This is a genomic window from Kribbella sp. NPDC000426, from assembly GCF_040300265.1.
Lineage (GTDB): Bacteria > Actinomycetota > Actinomycetes > Propionibacteriales > Kribbellaceae > Kribbella.
Window position 1 is genome coordinate 413,226 of sequence record NZ_JBEPDK010000003.1, and the last position, 16,549, is coordinate 429,774.

The 16,549-nt window shown below is 65.5% G+C and carries 16 protein-coding genes; 3 read left to right on the forward strand and 13 right to left on the reverse strand.

The features are described from left to right. Nucleotide 1 precedes the first annotated feature (1 nt). The 12 genes from ABT313_RS15745 to ABT313_RS15800 all read right to left on the reverse strand — a co-directional run bounded on the left by ABT313_RS15745 (nt 2) and on the right by ABT313_RS15800 (nt 10,945). A complete protein-coding gene (locus ABT313_RS15745) occupies nt 2–1,162 on the reverse strand; it encodes a tyrosine-type recombinase/integrase (protein ID WP_350853214.1) in 1,161 nt (386 codons plus the stop codon). A 79-nt stretch (nt 1,163–1,241) separates the two neighbouring features. Further along, nucleotides 1,242–1,514, reverse strand: coding sequence for a helix-turn-helix domain-containing protein (locus ABT313_RS15750; protein ID WP_350853217.1), 273 nt, complete (start codon nt 1,512–1,514; stop codon nt 1,242–1,244). A gap of 80 nt (nt 1,515–1,594) precedes the next feature. Further along, nucleotides 1,595–3,253 (reverse strand): YfjI family protein, encoded by a 1,659-nt coding sequence (locus ABT313_RS15755; RefSeq protein ID WP_350853220.1) that lies wholly within the window; start codon nt 3,251–3,253, stop codon nt 1,595–1,597. Further along, nucleotides 3,250–4,134 (reverse strand): bifunctional DNA primase/polymerase, encoded by an 885-nt coding sequence (locus ABT313_RS15760; protein ID WP_502883991.1) that lies wholly within the window; start codon nt 4,132–4,134, stop codon nt 3,250–3,252. The genes ABT313_RS15755 and ABT313_RS15760 overlap by 4 nt, the downstream gene beginning before the upstream one ends. 27 nt (nt 4,135–4,161) lie before the next feature. Beyond that, nucleotides 4,162–4,644: an RRQRL motif-containing zinc-binding protein gene (locus ABT313_RS15765; RefSeq protein WP_350853224.1), complete on the reverse strand. Its 483-nt coding sequence runs from the start codon at nt 4,642–4,644 to the stop codon at nt 4,162–4,164. After that, nucleotides 4,644–4,838, reverse strand: a complete 195-nt coding sequence (locus tag ABT313_RS15770; protein WP_350853227.1) for a hypothetical protein — start codon at nt 4,836–4,838, stop codon at nt 4,644–4,646. The genes ABT313_RS15765 and ABT313_RS15770 overlap by 1 nt, the downstream gene beginning before the upstream one ends. A gap of 30 nt (nt 4,839–4,868) precedes the next feature. Further along, on the reverse strand, nt 4,869–5,195 hold the full coding sequence (locus tag ABT313_RS15775; protein WP_350853230.1) for a hypothetical protein: 327 nt from the start codon (nt 5,193–5,195) through the stop codon (nt 4,869–4,871). A gap of 249 nt (nt 5,196–5,444) precedes the next feature. Then, nucleotides 5,445–7,814, reverse strand: coding sequence for a cell division protein FtsK (locus ABT313_RS15780; RefSeq protein ID WP_350853233.1), 2,370 nt, complete (start codon nt 7,812–7,814; stop codon nt 5,445–5,447). After that, nucleotides 7,811–9,520, reverse strand: a complete 1,710-nt coding sequence (locus ABT313_RS15785) for a DNA cytosine methyltransferase (RefSeq protein ID WP_350853236.1) — start codon at nt 9,518–9,520, stop codon at nt 7,811–7,813. The genes ABT313_RS15780 and ABT313_RS15785 overlap by 4 nt, the downstream gene beginning before the upstream one ends. Then, a complete protein-coding gene (locus ABT313_RS15790) occupies nt 9,520–10,479 on the reverse strand; it encodes a hypothetical protein (RefSeq protein ID WP_350853239.1) in 960 nt (319 codons plus the stop codon). Before ABT313_RS15790 ends, ABT313_RS15785 begins: the two co-directional genes overlap by 1 nt. Beyond that, nucleotides 10,476–10,700 (reverse strand): hypothetical protein, encoded by a 225-nt coding sequence (locus ABT313_RS15795; protein WP_350853242.1) that lies wholly within the window; start codon nt 10,698–10,700, stop codon nt 10,476–10,478. The genes ABT313_RS15790 and ABT313_RS15795 overlap by 4 nt, the downstream gene beginning before the upstream one ends. Next, complete coding sequence (locus tag ABT313_RS15800; protein ID WP_350853245.1) at nt 10,697–10,945, reverse strand: DUF6284 family protein; 249 nt, start codon at nt 10,943–10,945, stop codon at nt 10,697–10,699. Before ABT313_RS15800 ends, ABT313_RS15795 begins: the two co-directional genes overlap by 4 nt. A gap of 197 nt (nt 10,946–11,142) precedes the next feature. Between ABT313_RS15800 and ABT313_RS15805 the strand changes: the two genes are divergently transcribed. From ABT313_RS15805 to ABT313_RS15815, 3 genes are all read left to right on the forward strand, one after another. After that, nucleotides 11,143–11,997, forward strand: coding sequence for a GntR family transcriptional regulator (locus ABT313_RS15805; protein ID WP_350853248.1), 855 nt, complete (start codon nt 11,143–11,145; stop codon nt 11,995–11,997). Beyond that, nucleotides 11,994–12,671, forward strand: coding sequence for an HAD family hydrolase (locus tag ABT313_RS15810; protein WP_350853251.1), 678 nt, complete (start codon nt 11,994–11,996; stop codon nt 12,669–12,671). The genes ABT313_RS15805 and ABT313_RS15810 overlap by 4 nt, the downstream gene beginning before the upstream one ends. 61 nt (nt 12,672–12,732) lie before the next feature. Further along, a complete protein-coding gene (locus ABT313_RS15815) occupies nt 12,733–14,991 on the forward strand; it encodes a hypothetical protein (protein WP_350853254.1) in 2,259 nt (752 codons plus the stop codon). 414 nt (nt 14,992–15,405) lie between these two features. On the opposite strand, the gene ABT313_RS15820 is transcribed toward ABT313_RS15815, so the two are convergent. Next, nucleotides 15,406–16,065: a hypothetical protein gene (locus ABT313_RS15820; RefSeq protein WP_350853256.1), complete on the reverse strand. Its 660-nt coding sequence runs from the start codon at nt 16,063–16,065 to the stop codon at nt 15,406–15,408. Nucleotides 16,066–16,549: the final 484 nt, after the last annotated feature.

A 16,549-nucleotide genomic window follows, 5' to 3' on the forward strand; every position in this document is an offset into this window, starting at 1 on the left:
ATCACGCGCTTTCGTCTTCGACAGCCTCAGGCGCTGCCCAGAGCAACCCTCCGAGCCGCTTAGCGATATCTCGCCGGATCGGGTCCGTCATGTGCTGGTATCGAGCTGCCATCGCCGTGGATGACCAACCCATCACACCCATCGCGGCTACTTCGGTGACGCCCAGGGCGAGAAGCATCGTCGCGGCCGTGTGCCGAGCGTCGTGTAGCCGCGCTTCACGGACGCCAGCTCGACGCAGCAGCGCCTTCCATTCGTGGTGGTCGGTGTTCGGGTTCAGTGGCGTTCCGGTCGTTCCGGCGAACACCCAGTCACCATCGGTCCAGAGTTGGCGTGCCCGTCGTCTCTCTACATCTTGTGCGGCCTTCTGTTGCCGGAGCAGCGTGACGAGCTGGTCGGGCAGTCCGATGGCACGTTTGCCGGCGCGACTCTTTGTCTCACCGATGAGCGCATTCACCCGGATCTTCTGCGGGCAGAAGCCAGGTGAGCGTCCGCACGTCTCGCCGCATCCGTGGTCGTAGATGGGCCGCAGCGCCGTCCACTTCACTCGCAGTTCCTTGTTGTCGAGGTCTACATCGGACCAGCGGAGCGCCAGAGCCTCACCCTGCCGCAAACCGAGCGACAGCGCGATTGCCCAGCGCGCACTGTTCCGGTGCTTTCCGGCCTCGGTCATGATTCGTTGAGCATCCTCGACCGAGTACGGCTCGATTTCCTCATCGGCCAGACGCGGACCCTTTGCAATCTTGGCGACATTCCGCTTCACGTGCCCACGGCGTAGCGCCTCCCCCAACGCAACTCTCGCGGTTCGGTGGACCTGGTGGGCTGTCGCCGGTTTGCTGCCGTTCTTGATCATGCGCTGGTAGAAGGACTCCAGGTGTTCGGGTTCGAGCTTGATCAGCTTGTGCGCTCCAAGCCCGGGTATCAGGTGCTTGGTGACAGCAACCCGATAGGCCGAATAACTGGTCTGCCGCAGATGGGGCTTGGCGATGTTCTCAAGCCAATGCTCGAGCCATGCTCCGAAGGTCCACTTGTCGCCCGCCTTCGTGACCGTGCCCTCGTCCCGCTCCTTCTCCAGCTCCTTGACCTTCTTGACTACCTCTGCCTTGCTCTTGCGGTTGATGTGTCGCCGGTCCGGCGTGCCGTTGTCCTTCACACCAACGGTCACGCGGCCATGCCACCGCCCGTCGACAGATTGGTAAATGCTGGACCGCCCATTGGGGTTTCGCTTCACTGGTCGGTTCTCCTCAGGCAGCAGTCGCAGTGTGGGTTTGGGAGCGCAGACGAGCGACGTACTCGTCCAGGCATTCGGCGGGGATTCGCCTCAGTCGGCCCACCGCAACCGACTCGACTTCGCCCGTCCGCACCAAGGCGAACAGGCTCGTGCGCCCGATGCCAAGGCGCTGTGCGGCCTGCTCGACAGTGAGGAGTAGCGGTGTCGCTGAGAGGCCTTCTGAGGTGGACATCTGGTGTGAACTCCCCTGGTCGGTGATGCGCTCTTCGAACCTTGCGGTCGTCATCGGAAGGTGCTCCTTCGGAGGGTCCAGAGGCAGTGACAAAAGTGACAGAACTCCGGCGGGCAGGGGTTTTGGCACTTTTGTCACTGCGTCGCCAGGACTGCGGGGTGTACTTCGTACATCGAGGGTGGGCGTCCTTTGGCGGGCTTGTCTGCGGCGCCGGGGCGGCGGATATAGCCGTGGTCTTCGAGCACGTTGAACGCGGGCTCCAGGTCGGCGGCGGAAGCGAATCGGGCGCGGCCATGGAGGGAGCGGAGGGCATCTCGTCGGCTGATGGTGTGGAGTCCGGTCTTATTGCACTGCTTGGTGATCCAGTCGAGGACTTCACGTGCGGCATCGAGGTCGGGGTGGGATTGGCCCATGAGGTCGTAGACGGCTAGGGCGTGGTCGAGGTAGTAGCGGCCGATGCGTTCGGCGGCGTGCATGGTGTCGGCGGTGATGGGGGTGGCGTAGCCGGTGGTGAAGGTGTGGGCGAGGTGGAGCAGTGCGGCGAGTCGGACGACGGCTCCGGCGAGTTTGGAGGCCCAGTCGGTGATGGCTGCGAGTTGTCCGGTGCGGGGGTGGAGTCGGGGTTCGATCCAGTCTTGGAAGTCGAGCAGGATCTGCCGGGCGTCAGGAGTGAGGTCCAGGGTGTGCGGGGTGTCGTGGTCGGCCAGGAGGAGAACGAGGGTTCGTAGTGCGTCGCGGTAGGTCTGCTCGGTGGGTTCGGGGACGGGTTGGGCTTGGTTGTCGCGCTGTCCGACGGTGTTGACGGGCAGGCTGTAGAGGATGCGGGCCAGGACGCCTCGGTCGCGGAAGCCGGGTTGGGCGGCGAGGCCCTGCAGAGTGCCGGGTTGGGTGGTGACGCCGAGGGTGAGCGCGGGCCGGTCGATGGACTCGGCTTCGCGGCCCTTGCGATCGACCTGGAGCTTGTCGCCGGCGTGGCCTTTGAGGAACACGCCGAGGTTGGGGGCGGCGGAGTAGCGGGTGCCGGTGAGGGTGGCGAACACGTCGCCTTCGGCGGACAGAACTGCGATCCGGCCGCCGTGGGTGGCCATCAGGGACACGCACGACTCGGGGGTGACGTCGTCGGTCATCAACCGGGGCACGGCGGGCACCGTGATCGCGGCGGCTTCCTTGGCGGCGGCGGTGGCGTCGGCCAGTGCCTCGTGTGGGTTGGCGGTGGCGCGTTCGGCCTTCTTGGCCAGGTCTTCGGCGCGGGCGTGAGCGATCCGGGCGGCCAGCTCGGCTTCCACGCGCTGTTCTGCGGTGGTCTCCTGCAACGCGGTTTCGGCATCGGCCAACGGCCCGGTCATGGCACGAAAGACCGGTGACTTGCGCGACCCGGGCGGCAGCGCGGTGACGGTGTAGAGGTTGACCTGTTCGAGCCAGGACCGATCGACCTGCACGAGCACCTTGCCGCCTGCTGCGGTGGACAGGCAGGCCAGCGCCACCGACCCAGCTAGGTCGGCCGGGGTCTGGGTGGCTTCGGCGACCGCGGTCACCTGGTCGGCCAGCCAGCCGGGGAACACGTCAACCGGGAACGGGCGCAACAACCGATCGGTCTTCAGCGGCACCGGGACGCCGTCCCACACCGGCCCGTCTGAGCCTGCCTCCGAGGTCGCCTGCGAGGCTGCGGGCGGTCCCATCTGGTCGTGATGCAATGGTGTGTGCTGAGTTCTGATCGGTGTCGGCTCGGTGGGTTCCCATGGGTCTTCGGGTGGCTCGATCAGGTGCCAGTCGGGGATGTGCTCGGCGCTCATGCTGCGGCGATCCCTTCGTCGCGGAAGCCTCCGGTGATGGCGGCTCGGATGTCTCGGTCGCTTTGCTGGGCGAGGTGTCCGGCGTCGGTCAGTACGGCGATGGCGTCGGCGTGGTCGATCGCTCCTGCCGCGACGAGCCGTGCGACGCCTCTGGCGGCCCCGTAGAGGGTGGTGCGGCGCCTGCCTTCAGGGGCGTTTCGTACGGCGGCCAGGTGGGCGCTCAGGAGCTTGTCGGGATGGGAGATGCTCCCGCCTCCGGGCCGGGTGGTGGGTTGGCCGGCGGGCGGGTTCTGGACTGCGGGTGGTGGGTCGATCGCGGCGAGGAGTCCGGGCGGGGGCATCTCCACGTCGGTGGCGGTGGTTCCCCACTGGTAGGGGCGGCGGGTGCGGTGGTGGATCGAGGGCGGCAGGACGACGTAGCCGCCGTCGGCCTTGATGTCGATCCCGGGCCGGTTCGGCATCGGCCGGGAGGCGATGTGTTGCCCGGTGTGGTGGCCGGGGTGGCGGTAGTACAGGTGCAGGCCGCCGGAACCGGTGTGGACGTGCAGAGTGCGCGGGACGAGCCGCTGGGTCATCAGGTCGGACAGGCTGTGGTCGCCGCCGTGCGCGGGGTCCACGTCCACCACGAGCAGCCCGGAGACGGCACCGGTACGGACGGCGAGCTGTCCGCGCGGGACGGCGGCGAGGATCGCGGCGACGCGGGCCGGGGCGGTGGTGGCGGCGTAGAACCCGTGGCAGGTCAGGTGCCCGCAGGTCGCCGGGTCGTGGGCGTCGCGTGGGCAGTCGTTGCAGTTGGCAACGGGTCGCTTGGAGCGTCCGAGCACGAACACCGGCCAGCCACGGTCGGCGGCTTGCAAGGCGGCGATCAGCATGCCTGTCACGGGAAGATTCCTCCTCGAGTCGCGGGGTCAGGCGGCGTACGGGTAGGTCGTGCTCTGCGGGGTGTGGTCGCACACCGGGCAGTCAGGGTCAGTTCTGTCGTGGTCGGCGTGGGCGATGCATGCCTCACACCGGCCGTCCGACGTGGGGATGCAGTAGTCCCAGACCAGGCCACACAGGCGGCAGCGGCGGCGTGCCCGCATGGCCTTGTCGAGGGCGTTGAGCTGGTCCGGGGAGGTGACGCGGGACGGTTTCGCGAGGTCGAGGCGGTACAGCCAGGCCCACCGCTGCCCGCCTCGCCACACCAGCAGCGCGTACGGTTCCTGGCCGCCGGGACAGATCCGCATCGCACGGAGCTGGCGGCGCGTGGCCAGGCCGGCGGGTGCCCACCGGAACCGGAACACCGGTGTCCCGTGGTGGTCCCAGCCGAGTGCCTGTTGGCCGTTCCACAGCTCGATCCAGCGTGACGCGGCCGGGTGCAGACTCGCCTTGTCCAGCAGACGCGGGGCCATCAGAAGTGCCACCACCGGCGGCGGCGTTCGGCGCGGTCGAGCCGGTCTCGGGCGGCAAGCGCTTCGTCGGTCTCGTTCTCGGTCGAGTACTGGGTGAAGTCGGCGAGCGCGGCCTTGTACTCCTCAGCCGGGCTCAGCGCCTCGGTGTCGGCGGGCTTGCGGGTCCTGCGGGAGTTGCGCGAGGTGCGGGTCATGACGGTTCGGTCTCCTGGATCGGTCGTGGGTCAGCGGTTGCGGCGGTTGTGGTGGTTGCGGTGGTGGTCGATGAGGCGTCGGCCGATCCGGGTGCGTCGGCCGGTGCCTTTGCAGCGGCGGCAGTTGCGGAAGGCCTTGCCGTGCGGGGCGCGGGACTTGCCCGAGCCTGCGCACTTGGTGCAGTTGGCGTAGGGGAAGATCAGGCAGCCGAGCAGGTAGAGCGCGACGACGGCCAGGCCGGTGCCGATCCAGACGGCGACGCGTTGGGTGTGGGTCAGCGGCTGGTGCTCGGTCACGATGCTGGCGGGCAGAACGGTCGCGGCGAACAGCCACAGGAGATGGTTCGCGGGCACCACAGTCAGTCACCTTCTGTAGTCGGATGTAGGCGTGCCGAGTGGAGGCGGCGGCCCTGGTGCGGGTCGTTCGCCGGGATCTGGGGTCGGGGTTAGCTGCCGGTGATCGGGTTAGGTTCCTCACTCGGCGAGTGAGATCGGGTGAATGTGGCCCTGACCTGCGGTTAGTTACCGAGTGAGCCGAGTTAACCGGGGCCGGAAACGGGCTGGTCAGAGCCGCTCAGAGCGGGTTTCCGACCCCGGGACTCGGAGCTAACTGGCCAGCGACTCCCCGGTCTCCCCGCCGTCGTCCGCCGCGCCGGCGTCCCGCTCCCGCAGCACGATCGCGTTACGGACGGTAGTCGGGTCGAGGGGGTAGCGGTTCCCGGTCGAGGGGACCTTGATGCCGTGGTCCGCAGCGAGCAGTTCCCGCAGCGCCTTGCCGCTCAGCGTCTGGTACGGCGTCCAGGTCGGCGCGAGCCGCTTCAGCAGCGCGGGCACGTCGGCGATGTTGACCAACTCGGTGTCGAGGACCTCGTCCAGGTCGGCGAGCAGGTCGCGAGTCTCGATCGCCGGCCGCTCTACCTCGGTCGGCGCGGGCATGTTGCGCTTCTTGATCGCGGCCAGCGCCCGGTCGATCAGCGGCGTGATCTGGTCGTTGTCCTTGGCAACCGACAGGAAGTACCACTGGACGATCTCCGACCGCGACGCGCTGAATCCCCGTGTGACGGCGGTTCCCCGGTCCTTACCGGCGATCAGGTCGGTGGCGCGGATGCCTTGTTTGTAAGCGCCCTGGCCCAAGAGGGCGTCGTTGGCGGTGTGGTCGGCGACGTAGAACGCGATGCCGTTGGTTGAGTTGCGGGTGATGTCGCGCGGGATGGACGTCGCGGTTGGTGCCTGGGTTGAGGTGATCAGGTGGATGCCGCGCTTGCGTCCGAGTTGGACGATCTGGGTCGCGTAGTAGCTGATCTCCTTGCCGTACTCGGCGTGGTTGTATGCCACGTGGGCTTCCTCGATCAGCGCGACGATGACGTGCAGGCCGACGTTCTTGTCGGCGATCTTGCGGTCAACCTCGGGGATCTCGTAGCGGTCGAGCAGGTCGCCGCGCGACTGCATCTCCTCGAACAGTTCCTTCAGGTCGTCGCGGATCTGGCGCATCGAGTCGTCGTCCGCGCCACGGACGTAGCGCGAGCAGCGCGGCCGGAACCGCTCGAAGTCGAAGTTCATGTCCGGCACCCAGATCCGCAGCTCCGCGGTCGGATCAAGCGCGACGCCCATCATCGCAACGCGGGCGGCGCTGGACTTGCCCTGCTCAGGGGCGCCGCCGACGATCGTGTTCCGCCCGGTGATCGGCATGAAGATCGCGTCGCCGCGCAGCGTGCGGCCCGCCGGAATGCCCTTGAACACGTCCACCAGGCCGCCGTCCAGCAGCGGGTACGGCCCGGCACCTTCAGCGAGTGCGCCCTTGTCGGCGACCCACAGGTCAAGGATTCCGGCCTCGTCGCCCACGGTCGGCCACACCTCCGACGCGGCCCGGTGAAGACCGGTCGCCAGGTCGGTGCGGCGCTTGCCGATCTCGGCAGCGGGCACACCGGCAGGCAGCCGCACCACGGCGTGCGTACCGCGTCCCAACTGCCGCGCCGGCGTGATGAACTGCAGCTTGTAGCCCTCCTTCAGGTAGCGGGTGATGTTGCCGATCCGCAGCGCGTCCAGCGCGCGGGCGATCGTGGACTCGTCCACTGTCGCTTCGTAGGTGTCGTCGCTGGTCGTGACCAGCCAGTTCGGCGGCTCTGCGCGGCGCTTGCCTTCTCGGTACAGGGCCAGCACGAGCAGGAACGGCAGCGCGATCACGAACAGCCCCCACACGAACGTCACGGCGGCGATCACGAAGCCGATCACGGCGAAGAAGCCGAGCCACACGCCGGTGAACGATCCGTTGCCGGTGAGCTTGGTCAGCACGGCGATCACGAACACGGCCAGCGGGATGCCAATGAGCGTCGCGGCGAGCACCTTCACCAGGCCGATGAACAGCCGGGGCAGGTCCATCAACCGGCGGTGGCGGCGCTCGGTGGCCATCTCCTTGCGGTCGGCCCACTCCTTCAGCGCTTCCCGGTCGCCGACCGCCTCGGCGGCCTTGATCTGGCGCCGGTAGACACCCATCGTGGACGCGTCCCACGCCCGCTTCGCGAACGACTCCGCACCCTGCACCACCGTCCAGGTGTGCCGCAACGTCGCCTTGCCCACCTTCACCGTCGGCTCGTGAGACTTGACTGCGACCGCCGCCGACTTCGCCACCCGCGCCGGTGCCATCGCACGGCGCACCACCACCGCACCACGCGACTGCAACCGCCGATCGAGTTCGGCCGACTCCTCCTCCGACAACACGTGAACGTCGCCGTCGTCGGTCTCGTGGTCGCTGTCGTGAACGTCGCCGCCTTCGGTCGCGGGGACTCGCTCGGCATCGACGTGAACGATGGGCTGAACATCGTCCTGAAAGCCGTCCTGAACGTCTTCGTGAATGGTGTCCTGAACGGTTCCGTGATCGTCGCCGTGAAGCCGGTGGACGTTGTCGTGGTCGTTCACGAGGTTCCCTTCCGGGTGGTGGTCACGAGTGGTCGGGTTCGGTGCGGTCGGGCCGTTCATCGGCTCGCCTCTTCGCTGTGGAGCACGGCACGCAGACGGGCACCGATCCACTCGCCGACAGCGGGGGTGACGGCGTTGCCGTAGCCGTCCACCTGGTCGCGGGCAGATCCCCACACCACGTAGGTGCCTGGGTGGTCGCCGAAACTCACGTCGAAGCCGCAGCCCCGGCCGATCTCGTGGGCGGCCATCATCCGGAAGTAGCACTCGGCGAGCGTCAGGTCGGACAGGGCCGCCCGCCACTCTGCCGCGAGTACGGCGGTCGTGTCGCGCGAGGTCAGGGCACCCAGCGGGTCAATGACCGGGTGCGGCGCGGTCTCGGTTCCGGTGGACCCGTTCTGCTTGTACCAGCCGGTGAACAACAGGCCCGGGATCTGCTCTGCGGTGACGGTCGGCATCGCCTCGGTGTGGATGGTCGGAGTGGTGTTCTTCCGGAACGGCAGAACACCACTGGACAGCAGCGCCATAGTCTCCGAGCCACCCTGTGTCGGCAGAGGTTCGGCGGTACCTCGCGCGGCGCCCTGGAAGTTGTCCACGGCCAGCAAGACAGCCTTCTCGTGCGTGGTGGTGACGGTGTCCATCGGGCGGGTGAGGTGCTGCCCGTCGCCGTTGTGGCGGTGTGCAGCGATGACGTGGCCGGTGGACAGGATCGCGGTCTCCTGCTGGCTGGTCTGGGTAGACATCGGCTGCGACAACGAACGCTCGACACCGCGTGTGGACTTGGCGGGCATGAGCACGGCGGGGAAGTCGGCGAACCGCTGACGGCACCGCTCGGCCCGTGCCATCGTCGCCGGGGCCAGCGGCTTATCCCGGTCGCCGATGCGGGTGCCGAGGTTGGACAGGTCAAGCGCGGCCAGCGACGGCGTGTACGGCGGCACCAGCGGGCGACGGCACGACGGGCACCGGTACTCGTACTGCTTGCCGTAGCTGACGGACCCGGTCGGAGTGATCCCGGTCTTCCACGTCCACACGGCCTCTACGACGGTCGAGCAGTGGGAGCACCACGACGGTGGGCGGTGCTCGAGGTCCGGTGTCGGCAGCGACTTGTCCCAGAACACCCAGTAGCCGCGGTTGCGGGACTGCCCGACCCCGAAGAACATCGAGTTCAGGAACAAGACCTTGTGGCAGTAGCCGAGGTTCTCGAACTGGCGCAGCCACCACCGGTAGGTGGACCCGTCCCCGACCTTCCGCTTACCAGGCACCAGGTTTCCCCACGACTGCAGCTCGGTCGTGCACTCCACGAGGATTAGTCGCGGGTGGTGCATGGCGGCGTAGTGCAGGACGCAGTTGGCCGTGGCCCGGTCACGCTCGGAACGGGTGACGCGTTCGTCGTAGTCGGGGTCGTCCAGGTCGAACAGCGTGAGTCCTTGGCTGTACGCCTTCATCGTGTTGGCGGGCGAGTGGTTCACGCAGGACACGCCGGCGGTAAGCAGATCGGCGGCCGGTAGATCCCGTACGTCGTGGTAGTCGGACGATTCCGGATTGGCCAAGTCGGCGATCCAGTGCTCCGTGGTCGGGTGGTTCGCCTCGTGCACCTCGACCTTGTAGGCGTTGTGGTTCGCGGCGGTGATCACGTCAAAACCGGCGCGCACGATGCCCTGTGTCAGGCCACCGAAGCCGGAGAACAGGTCGAGCGCCTCCAACGTGTCGTGTCGGAACCGCCGCCTGCTCACCGCCGGGCGGTGGGTCGCAACCCGTGCGCGGCTCATCAGGCCGCCGCCTTCTCGATCGACTCGACCGCAGCCGCGACGGGCGCGAGCTCATCGCGGACACCGGCGGCCACCTTGGCCGACAGGCCAGCAGAGCAACCCGTCGCCTTGCGCGCCCATGCCGGGGTCACCTCATCAGGGGTGGTTCCGGACTCGACAGCGGCCAGGCCGGCGGCCACGTAATCGGCCAGCAGCATCCGACCCGCCTTGGCGCCTCGGCCGGTCTTCCGGCGAGGTTGTGACGGCTTGCGCGGTGCCCGCGTGGACTTGGTCTTGGAGCCGCTGTCGGGAGATGCCCCCTCCTCCGCCGTAGGAGCCGATTCCAGCGCCACAGGGGCGGGGGGCATCTCCTGCGTCACCACCGGAACGGCGAGCGGTTCGGCGGCCTTCTGAGGGTCGGCCAGCGCGGCGGCCTGTCCGGCCCGCAGTACCGCTTCGGTCAACCGGTCCCGCAGCACCGGCGCGGTCTCGGCGGCACAGAACACCAGCAGCGGCGGAACCGAGTGCAGCACGATCCCGGCCACATCGCCCTTGCCGAACGACGCCCACGTGTTCATCACGTACGTTGCAGCGAACGCGAACCGCTTCGTCCGGCCGATCCACCTCGTGTGGTCGCTCACCTGGTACCGGGCGGTGATCTGCTCCGCACGCAGCACAGCGATCAGCACCAGCGAAACCATCGGGTCCAGCAACCACGCGGCCAGCCACGGCAGCGAACCCACCACCGCGCCACCGGCAGCGAACGCCTGCACATTCACCATCGTGAACGCCAAACCCAACACGATCCCGACCCACATGCACCGATCCACCTGCGTCCGGATCGACTCCACCCGCAGCGCCACCACATCCGGGTGGGTCGAGAGCGCCCGCACCTGCGATGCTTCCGCCGCGGACGCCCGAAGCTTGTCCACTCCGGACGCCTGTCCGTTGCCAGCCGCAACCATCTCGGTCGTGGTCATCGAGTCTCACCTCCGGTGAGGTGGTTGGCGACCCAGCCGCCGGCGTGCGGCAGGGTGTCGGTGGTGTGCAAGACGTGATCGCCGTGCCAGACGATCCACGCCGTCCCCAGCGCCGTACGGGGCGAGACGACCTGCACCAGGTCGAAGCCCGCGAGCTTCCACCAGCCCAGATCGACCTGGACGAGATCCCATACGGGCAGCTCGGCAACCTGTGTAGTCATGCCGCGCCCTCCGACTCCGGGTCGCGGTCGGCCCGCCCCCGGCCCACCTCCAGCACCCGGCGCTCCGCCCGCCTGATCCGGCGCGTCTCCAGCTCCGACGCGTACGGACCGGCGTTGATGAACGCGATCTGCGCGTCCAACAGGTCCAGTTCAGCCGCGATCAGCGGCCACTCCGCCTCGATACCGGCCAGATCCGCAGCGGTCGGCTCCTCGCTGCTGACGGCCGACAGGTGGATGATGCTCATGGGTTGTGCTCCTCTTCAGACGGTTAGTACGACCCAGGCGTCTCGGCGGGTGCCACCGCCGAGACGCCACCTGACTAGGGGGCTAGCCTGCCTAGCCAGATTTCTCGTAGACAGAAAGCTACATAGGCGGGCTAGCCAGGTCAAGCATCTGAACAGGATCGTCCTAGCCTGCCTAGTCAGCTAGTAGGCTTGCGGCCATGGAGCAACAGCTAGATCCGTCTGACCCGCGACCGCCGTTCAAGCAGGTTGCCAACGCTCTACGCGCGGCGATCCTCACGAAGAAGGTGAAGGCGGGCGAAAAGCTCCCGTCTCAGAACGAGCTGGCGACGCAGTACGGCGTTGCCCGGATGACCATCCAGCAGGCACTACGGATCTTGCGCGACGAGGGCTTGATCGTGTCGCGCGTCGGCAGCGGTGTGTACGTACGCGAGCAGGCAGACCAGGCCGTCGGTCTTCGTCCGCACATTGAAAAGGCATTCGAGCAGGACGCCGTACGGATCGACTTCGCCGGGCTGACCGGGGAAACACTCCTCGGCGCGCTTGAGGAGCCAATCGACCGCATTAGGCGCGGCCGTCTAACTCCGCAGTCGATCAATATCCGCATGCTCCTGCCGGATTTCAACCAACCGATTGCCGTGCCGTCTCGCGCCGGCGACGCTCCTGGAGATGACTCGCGCGTACGGGCTCGAGTAGCACGAATTGCGCACAGGTCGGCAGGCGAGATCATCCAGTCTGTCCGCGAACTCGGGGAGCTGGGACTCGTCTCGAAAACCCAAGTTGAGGCGCGTGTGGTTGTCGGGCTACCGATGATGTTCAAGCTCTACGCCTTGAACGATGAGGAGATCTTCTTCGGGTTCTACCCAGTCGTGGAGCGCGAGGTAGAGATCGAGGGACAGGCCGTCTCGATCTTCGATGCGGTCGGCAAAGACACCGTCCTTTTCCATCATTCGACCAGCGACAACGACCAGGCCACGGGATCTCAGTACGTCGACCAGGCTCGCCGGTGGTTCGAGAGCCTTTGGGGCACGCTCGGGCAGGTCCGCGACCTGTGACTACTGATCCACTCCGGCAGTTGTTCGCGTCGGCCGAGGCAGTCCTGTTCGACTTCGACGGACCGATCTGCTCCGTATTCGACGGCTATCCTGCGCAGCGCATCACGGCCGAGCTGCTCAAGCTGGCCGGCGCGATCCCCCACGACCTTGACGATGCCCTGCGCAAGGCTTCCGGGCCTCACGACCTGCTGCTAGCGGCCGCCGATGATCCGGGACTCGCTACACGGCTTGAGCGTGCCCTACAGGCCGCCGAGCTGAAAGCAGTGGAGTCGGCACTGCCTACTCCTGGGGCAGCAGAGTCGCTGTCCGCCTGCCAGAGCAGCGGGAAGTTGGTCGCGATCGTGAGCAACAACTACGCCGAAGCCGTCGTGCGCTACCTCACCCGCATCGGCTTGGCCGACCTTGTAGCCCATGTCGAGGGACGCGACCCCGCCGACCCAACTCTGATGAAGCCCAGCCCTCACCTGATTGAGAACGCTACAAGGGCACTCGGTGTGCGTGCGGCAGTATGCGTCTTCATTGGCGACCAGACGAGCGACATGGAGGCCGGTCGCACAGCCGGAGCCCGAACGATTGGTTACGCAAACAAACCAGGCAAGTCCGATGCCCTGGCGGTTGCCGGGGCCGAAGCGGTTGTGGCCACAATGTCGGAGGTAGCCGCAGCGATCCGATGACGGACGTTCCAGAGGCGGCCGAACTATTGGGGGGCAGATGCCAGTCGTTTCGGGGACGGTAATGGTTCGTCCTGCGCGGGTAGGGATCGTGCTGGATGGTCCCAGCCTGACTGATCTGGCTTCTGCCGTCCGCGCGGCGTCTTCAGCCTGGGGCGGAATGTACTACCCGATCATCGATCTGGCACGCCAGGATGACTGGCGTAGGACCATGGAAGCACTTGCGGTCGACTTCCTGTGGCCGATTATGGAGACGCCTGCGGCCGAAGAAATTGCTAGACAAGTCGGGTGGACGTGGCGCGGAGCTAAGCAGTTTGGCGCGTTTGCCCCACCCGAAGCAGATAGCTCGATACTGCATCGCGTGTTGCGCGCAGACGAATGGATACCGACACTCGCACCAGACTCGCTTATTGCGCCAAACTGGGCGGATGACGACCCTCTGGCAGCTCTGTTTTCGACGTGGCTAGGCAGAATCGATGATAGCGACATACTCTCAAGTGAACGCTATTTGCCGACCGCCCGACAGGTTTCGTTCGCATCTAGCGAGCCTTTGCCAAGTTTCACCGGTTCCGTGACGCCCATCAGACTCACCGCGAGTCAGATTGATTACCAAGGCGAGACCGTCGGCTCGGGAGTTTTAGTAATCGACCCCGGCAACGTACAGAATCTCATTCGATTCTGGAACATCCGCGCAGCAGGCGGAGGAGTCATACCTTGGCCTCGTGGTCACGACGGATTCGCTGAACCCTTGGTTAGACAGTGGCTAGAAAGCCTGTACCCGGCCGCGGCTGAAAGAACGCGCGAGAGATACATCAATCTCGAAGTCATCGACTCTGAGTCCGATGAATCACCAGAGCTATTGCGAAGCCTGCTTAACGAGTTTGGCATCGACTCGACCACCGCTTCGTTCGCTTACCCTCATGGCTGGTACAACAGGCACCCCCTGATGACTGAGTATGTCGTGGACTTTTCATCCACGGCCAGCAATGAAGACTGGTCCATCACCGCATCGACACCGAGCTTGCCTTTCGCGCGCAAGTGGGACGGGTGGCCGGGAGTAATCGCGGCCGAGGTAGGCATCTACCGCGACGAGACCGGCCCGGACCGAGCGGCCTACGCGCCGAGACTCCGCCGCATCTCCGACTTCATCGTCAACGCAGACAATATGTCGCCCTTTCAGCGCGCAACGGGCGAGGGCGCTGTCTACGGACTACAGGCGTCGACCAAGAGCGTTAACGTCGCCTTGCTACATCCGCTCGACATCTTTTCGACTATGTTCAATAAGGACGATGCCACCTTCGATCAGTCCGACGACGGACGATTTTCAACCCGGCTCGCTGAGACCCTCGGTGCGACCATCACGACGGCAGCAACTCAGCCCGCGGTGCGTGCCGTCTTGATGGAAACATCTGAGCATTCAGAGGCAGGCATCTCGTTCCCGCATTTGCTACAGATCGCCGAGCGCGAACGCGGCATGTGGCCAGACATCTTCCAGCGCACGACGCCCAAGGATTATGCCAGGCAGGTCGTGATGTGGCTCTTGGACCGCAATCTTCTGCGTCCAGTGCTGCCCGTCAAGTGCCCGAAATGTCGCAATGAGTCGCTACTCGATCCTGACTCAATCTCACACACGCTCATCTGTGAATTCTGCTCCTGGCGGTTCACGCTTGGCGTCACGCTCGGCCGCGAGGGTCGGCGCGCCGACTGGCGTTACAGACTCTCTGGCCATGTAGCAAAGTCGAAATTGAAGGCAGCTCTGCCGGTTCTGGCGACCAATGCCGTCCTGTCCGCCATCAAGCGATCGAACCCCTCCCTGACGAAGCTAGACGGTCTTTTGATCAAGAGCAAAGACCTCGAAGCAGAATTCGACGTTGCCGCTATAGTCGATAGCACCAATCCGACGGTCGTACTGGGTGAAGTCAAGAACTCTAACAAGATCAATGCACAAGACATCGCCAATTTGACGGCAGCTCAAGCCATGCTTCGATCAGTCAATATCGATTGCTACATCCTCGTCGCGACGCTCAAGCAGCAACTTGCGTCAGAGGAAATCTCTCTCCTGCGAGAGTTGTGCGAACGCGCCCCACAAGTACTTCACAGTGATGGACTGATTCTGCCTGCAGTCCCCATAGTGTGGACTGGAAGCGATCTCTCGGTGCCCTGGTCGTCCGAGCAACACCCGTGGCGAGGCGAGGATCATTGGCAGGGAGCCTCGTCCATCGCGCTCAACTCGTGCAAGAAGAATCTCGCACTCGACGCCTGGGGCATGGCCGGCGGCGGCCCATCGGATCCACGCTTCGCGTTCGCCTGGCAAACCGACTGACGCAGAGTTCTCCGGCGTCCGCGACAGTAGGCCAGGTGCATCGACCTGTGCGTGGTCTGAGTTTTGGTCTCAGTCGTGACCGTTCATTGCCGTTCAGCGACGTACATCGGTTCGGTCCTCCAGCCGAGATGGACGGGCCGTCGAGCTATCACGAACGAAGATCAGAGGAATAACCCAGCAGGAGGTCGAGGCTTTCTCCAACGGCCGTCCAGTCATGGGGCAGCTAGCCGCGCGACCCCGGGTGGTCTGCGGACTGGGGTCCCCGTAGCCGCATTCTAAAGCGGCACGTGACGGGCCCTGACTCGTGACCCTGCCCGAGGGCGCACCACCAGATGGCGCAGACGGTGCATGCCGCGCGACAGTTATCCATAGGCCGGAGAACACATCCCCTCGGACGCCCTGTCGGTCTGGGGCCTATTTTGCTACTGCAATGATTATTCCAGCGATCCCCGCAATCGCACCGACGGCGCTCCAGATCACGTCCCAATTTCGCGGAGCACGTGAGCCATCTGGCATCAACTCGAACCACCGACGCCCGCGCAAGAACGAACTGGACCCAAATGCCAATAGTATTCCCGCCAGGAAAATGCACCAGGGGATAATTGAGTCTCTCTCAAAGACTCCCATGTTCGGGTTCTCGTGCATGACAAGCAGGGAAGAAGTCCCGAGCCCCAGAATGACCATTGCCATCGGCGCTACAAGCCCGCCTAGAATTGAACGTTCACCAAGACACCAATCGCGAAAACGAAGCAGCCATCTCGGTGCCTTCCGGATGGACCAGAGGCGCTCCTCGATGCGCAGCGCGTGCGCTCGCGCCTCTCCGCTACCTAATGTCGCAATGGATGAGCGATCCTCGCCGAACTCAATCTGGACCAACAGGATGCTTGCATCCGAGAAAGCGATTCGAGCGAAAAGTGTCTCGACCGCGGCGAGGGACGCGACACGGTCCAGGTCCTCTATGCTCTCTAAAGCCGATTCGGCTTGGGATACGCCTCGCCACTGAACTTTCAGGCTCCGTTTAACAGCCTTGCCCTCCACCAAGAGACCGAGCAGATCTTTGGCCTCGCTCAGCATTAGTGAGATCCGCGGAACCCTCACGACTTCTGGCGTTGGCGGAGGGGCTATCAGCGGCATAGAACTTGGCTGACCGACGTCACTCCCGACCACAGACAACTGCTTTTGACTGGCGGTCTCCGAATCCCCACCAACCGGCTTATTCTCATTCGTCGCCGACATTCGGCCCCCTCATTGCAATTGATCGCGGGCCCGAGTCCCCCCCGTGCCCATGGGCGCCTAAGACTACCCCCTGCTGAGCCCGAAAACGGGCCAGGCATCCGATCGTCAGTTTGAGGCCCGGCAGCGGGATCGAGCCCTGGTCTCCGATGGCTCCCGGATCGAATTCTGTGTGGCCAGGTCCTGACGTGCCCAAGGGACTCTGGTCTCAGTTTTGGTCTCATTCATGACCGTTCATCGCCGTTCAGGGACGTACGCCGGGGTCGCCGCGCAGGCGAGCCGGATGGCCAGAGCACCGTCCCGGACGGACTTCCAAGGAATTGGA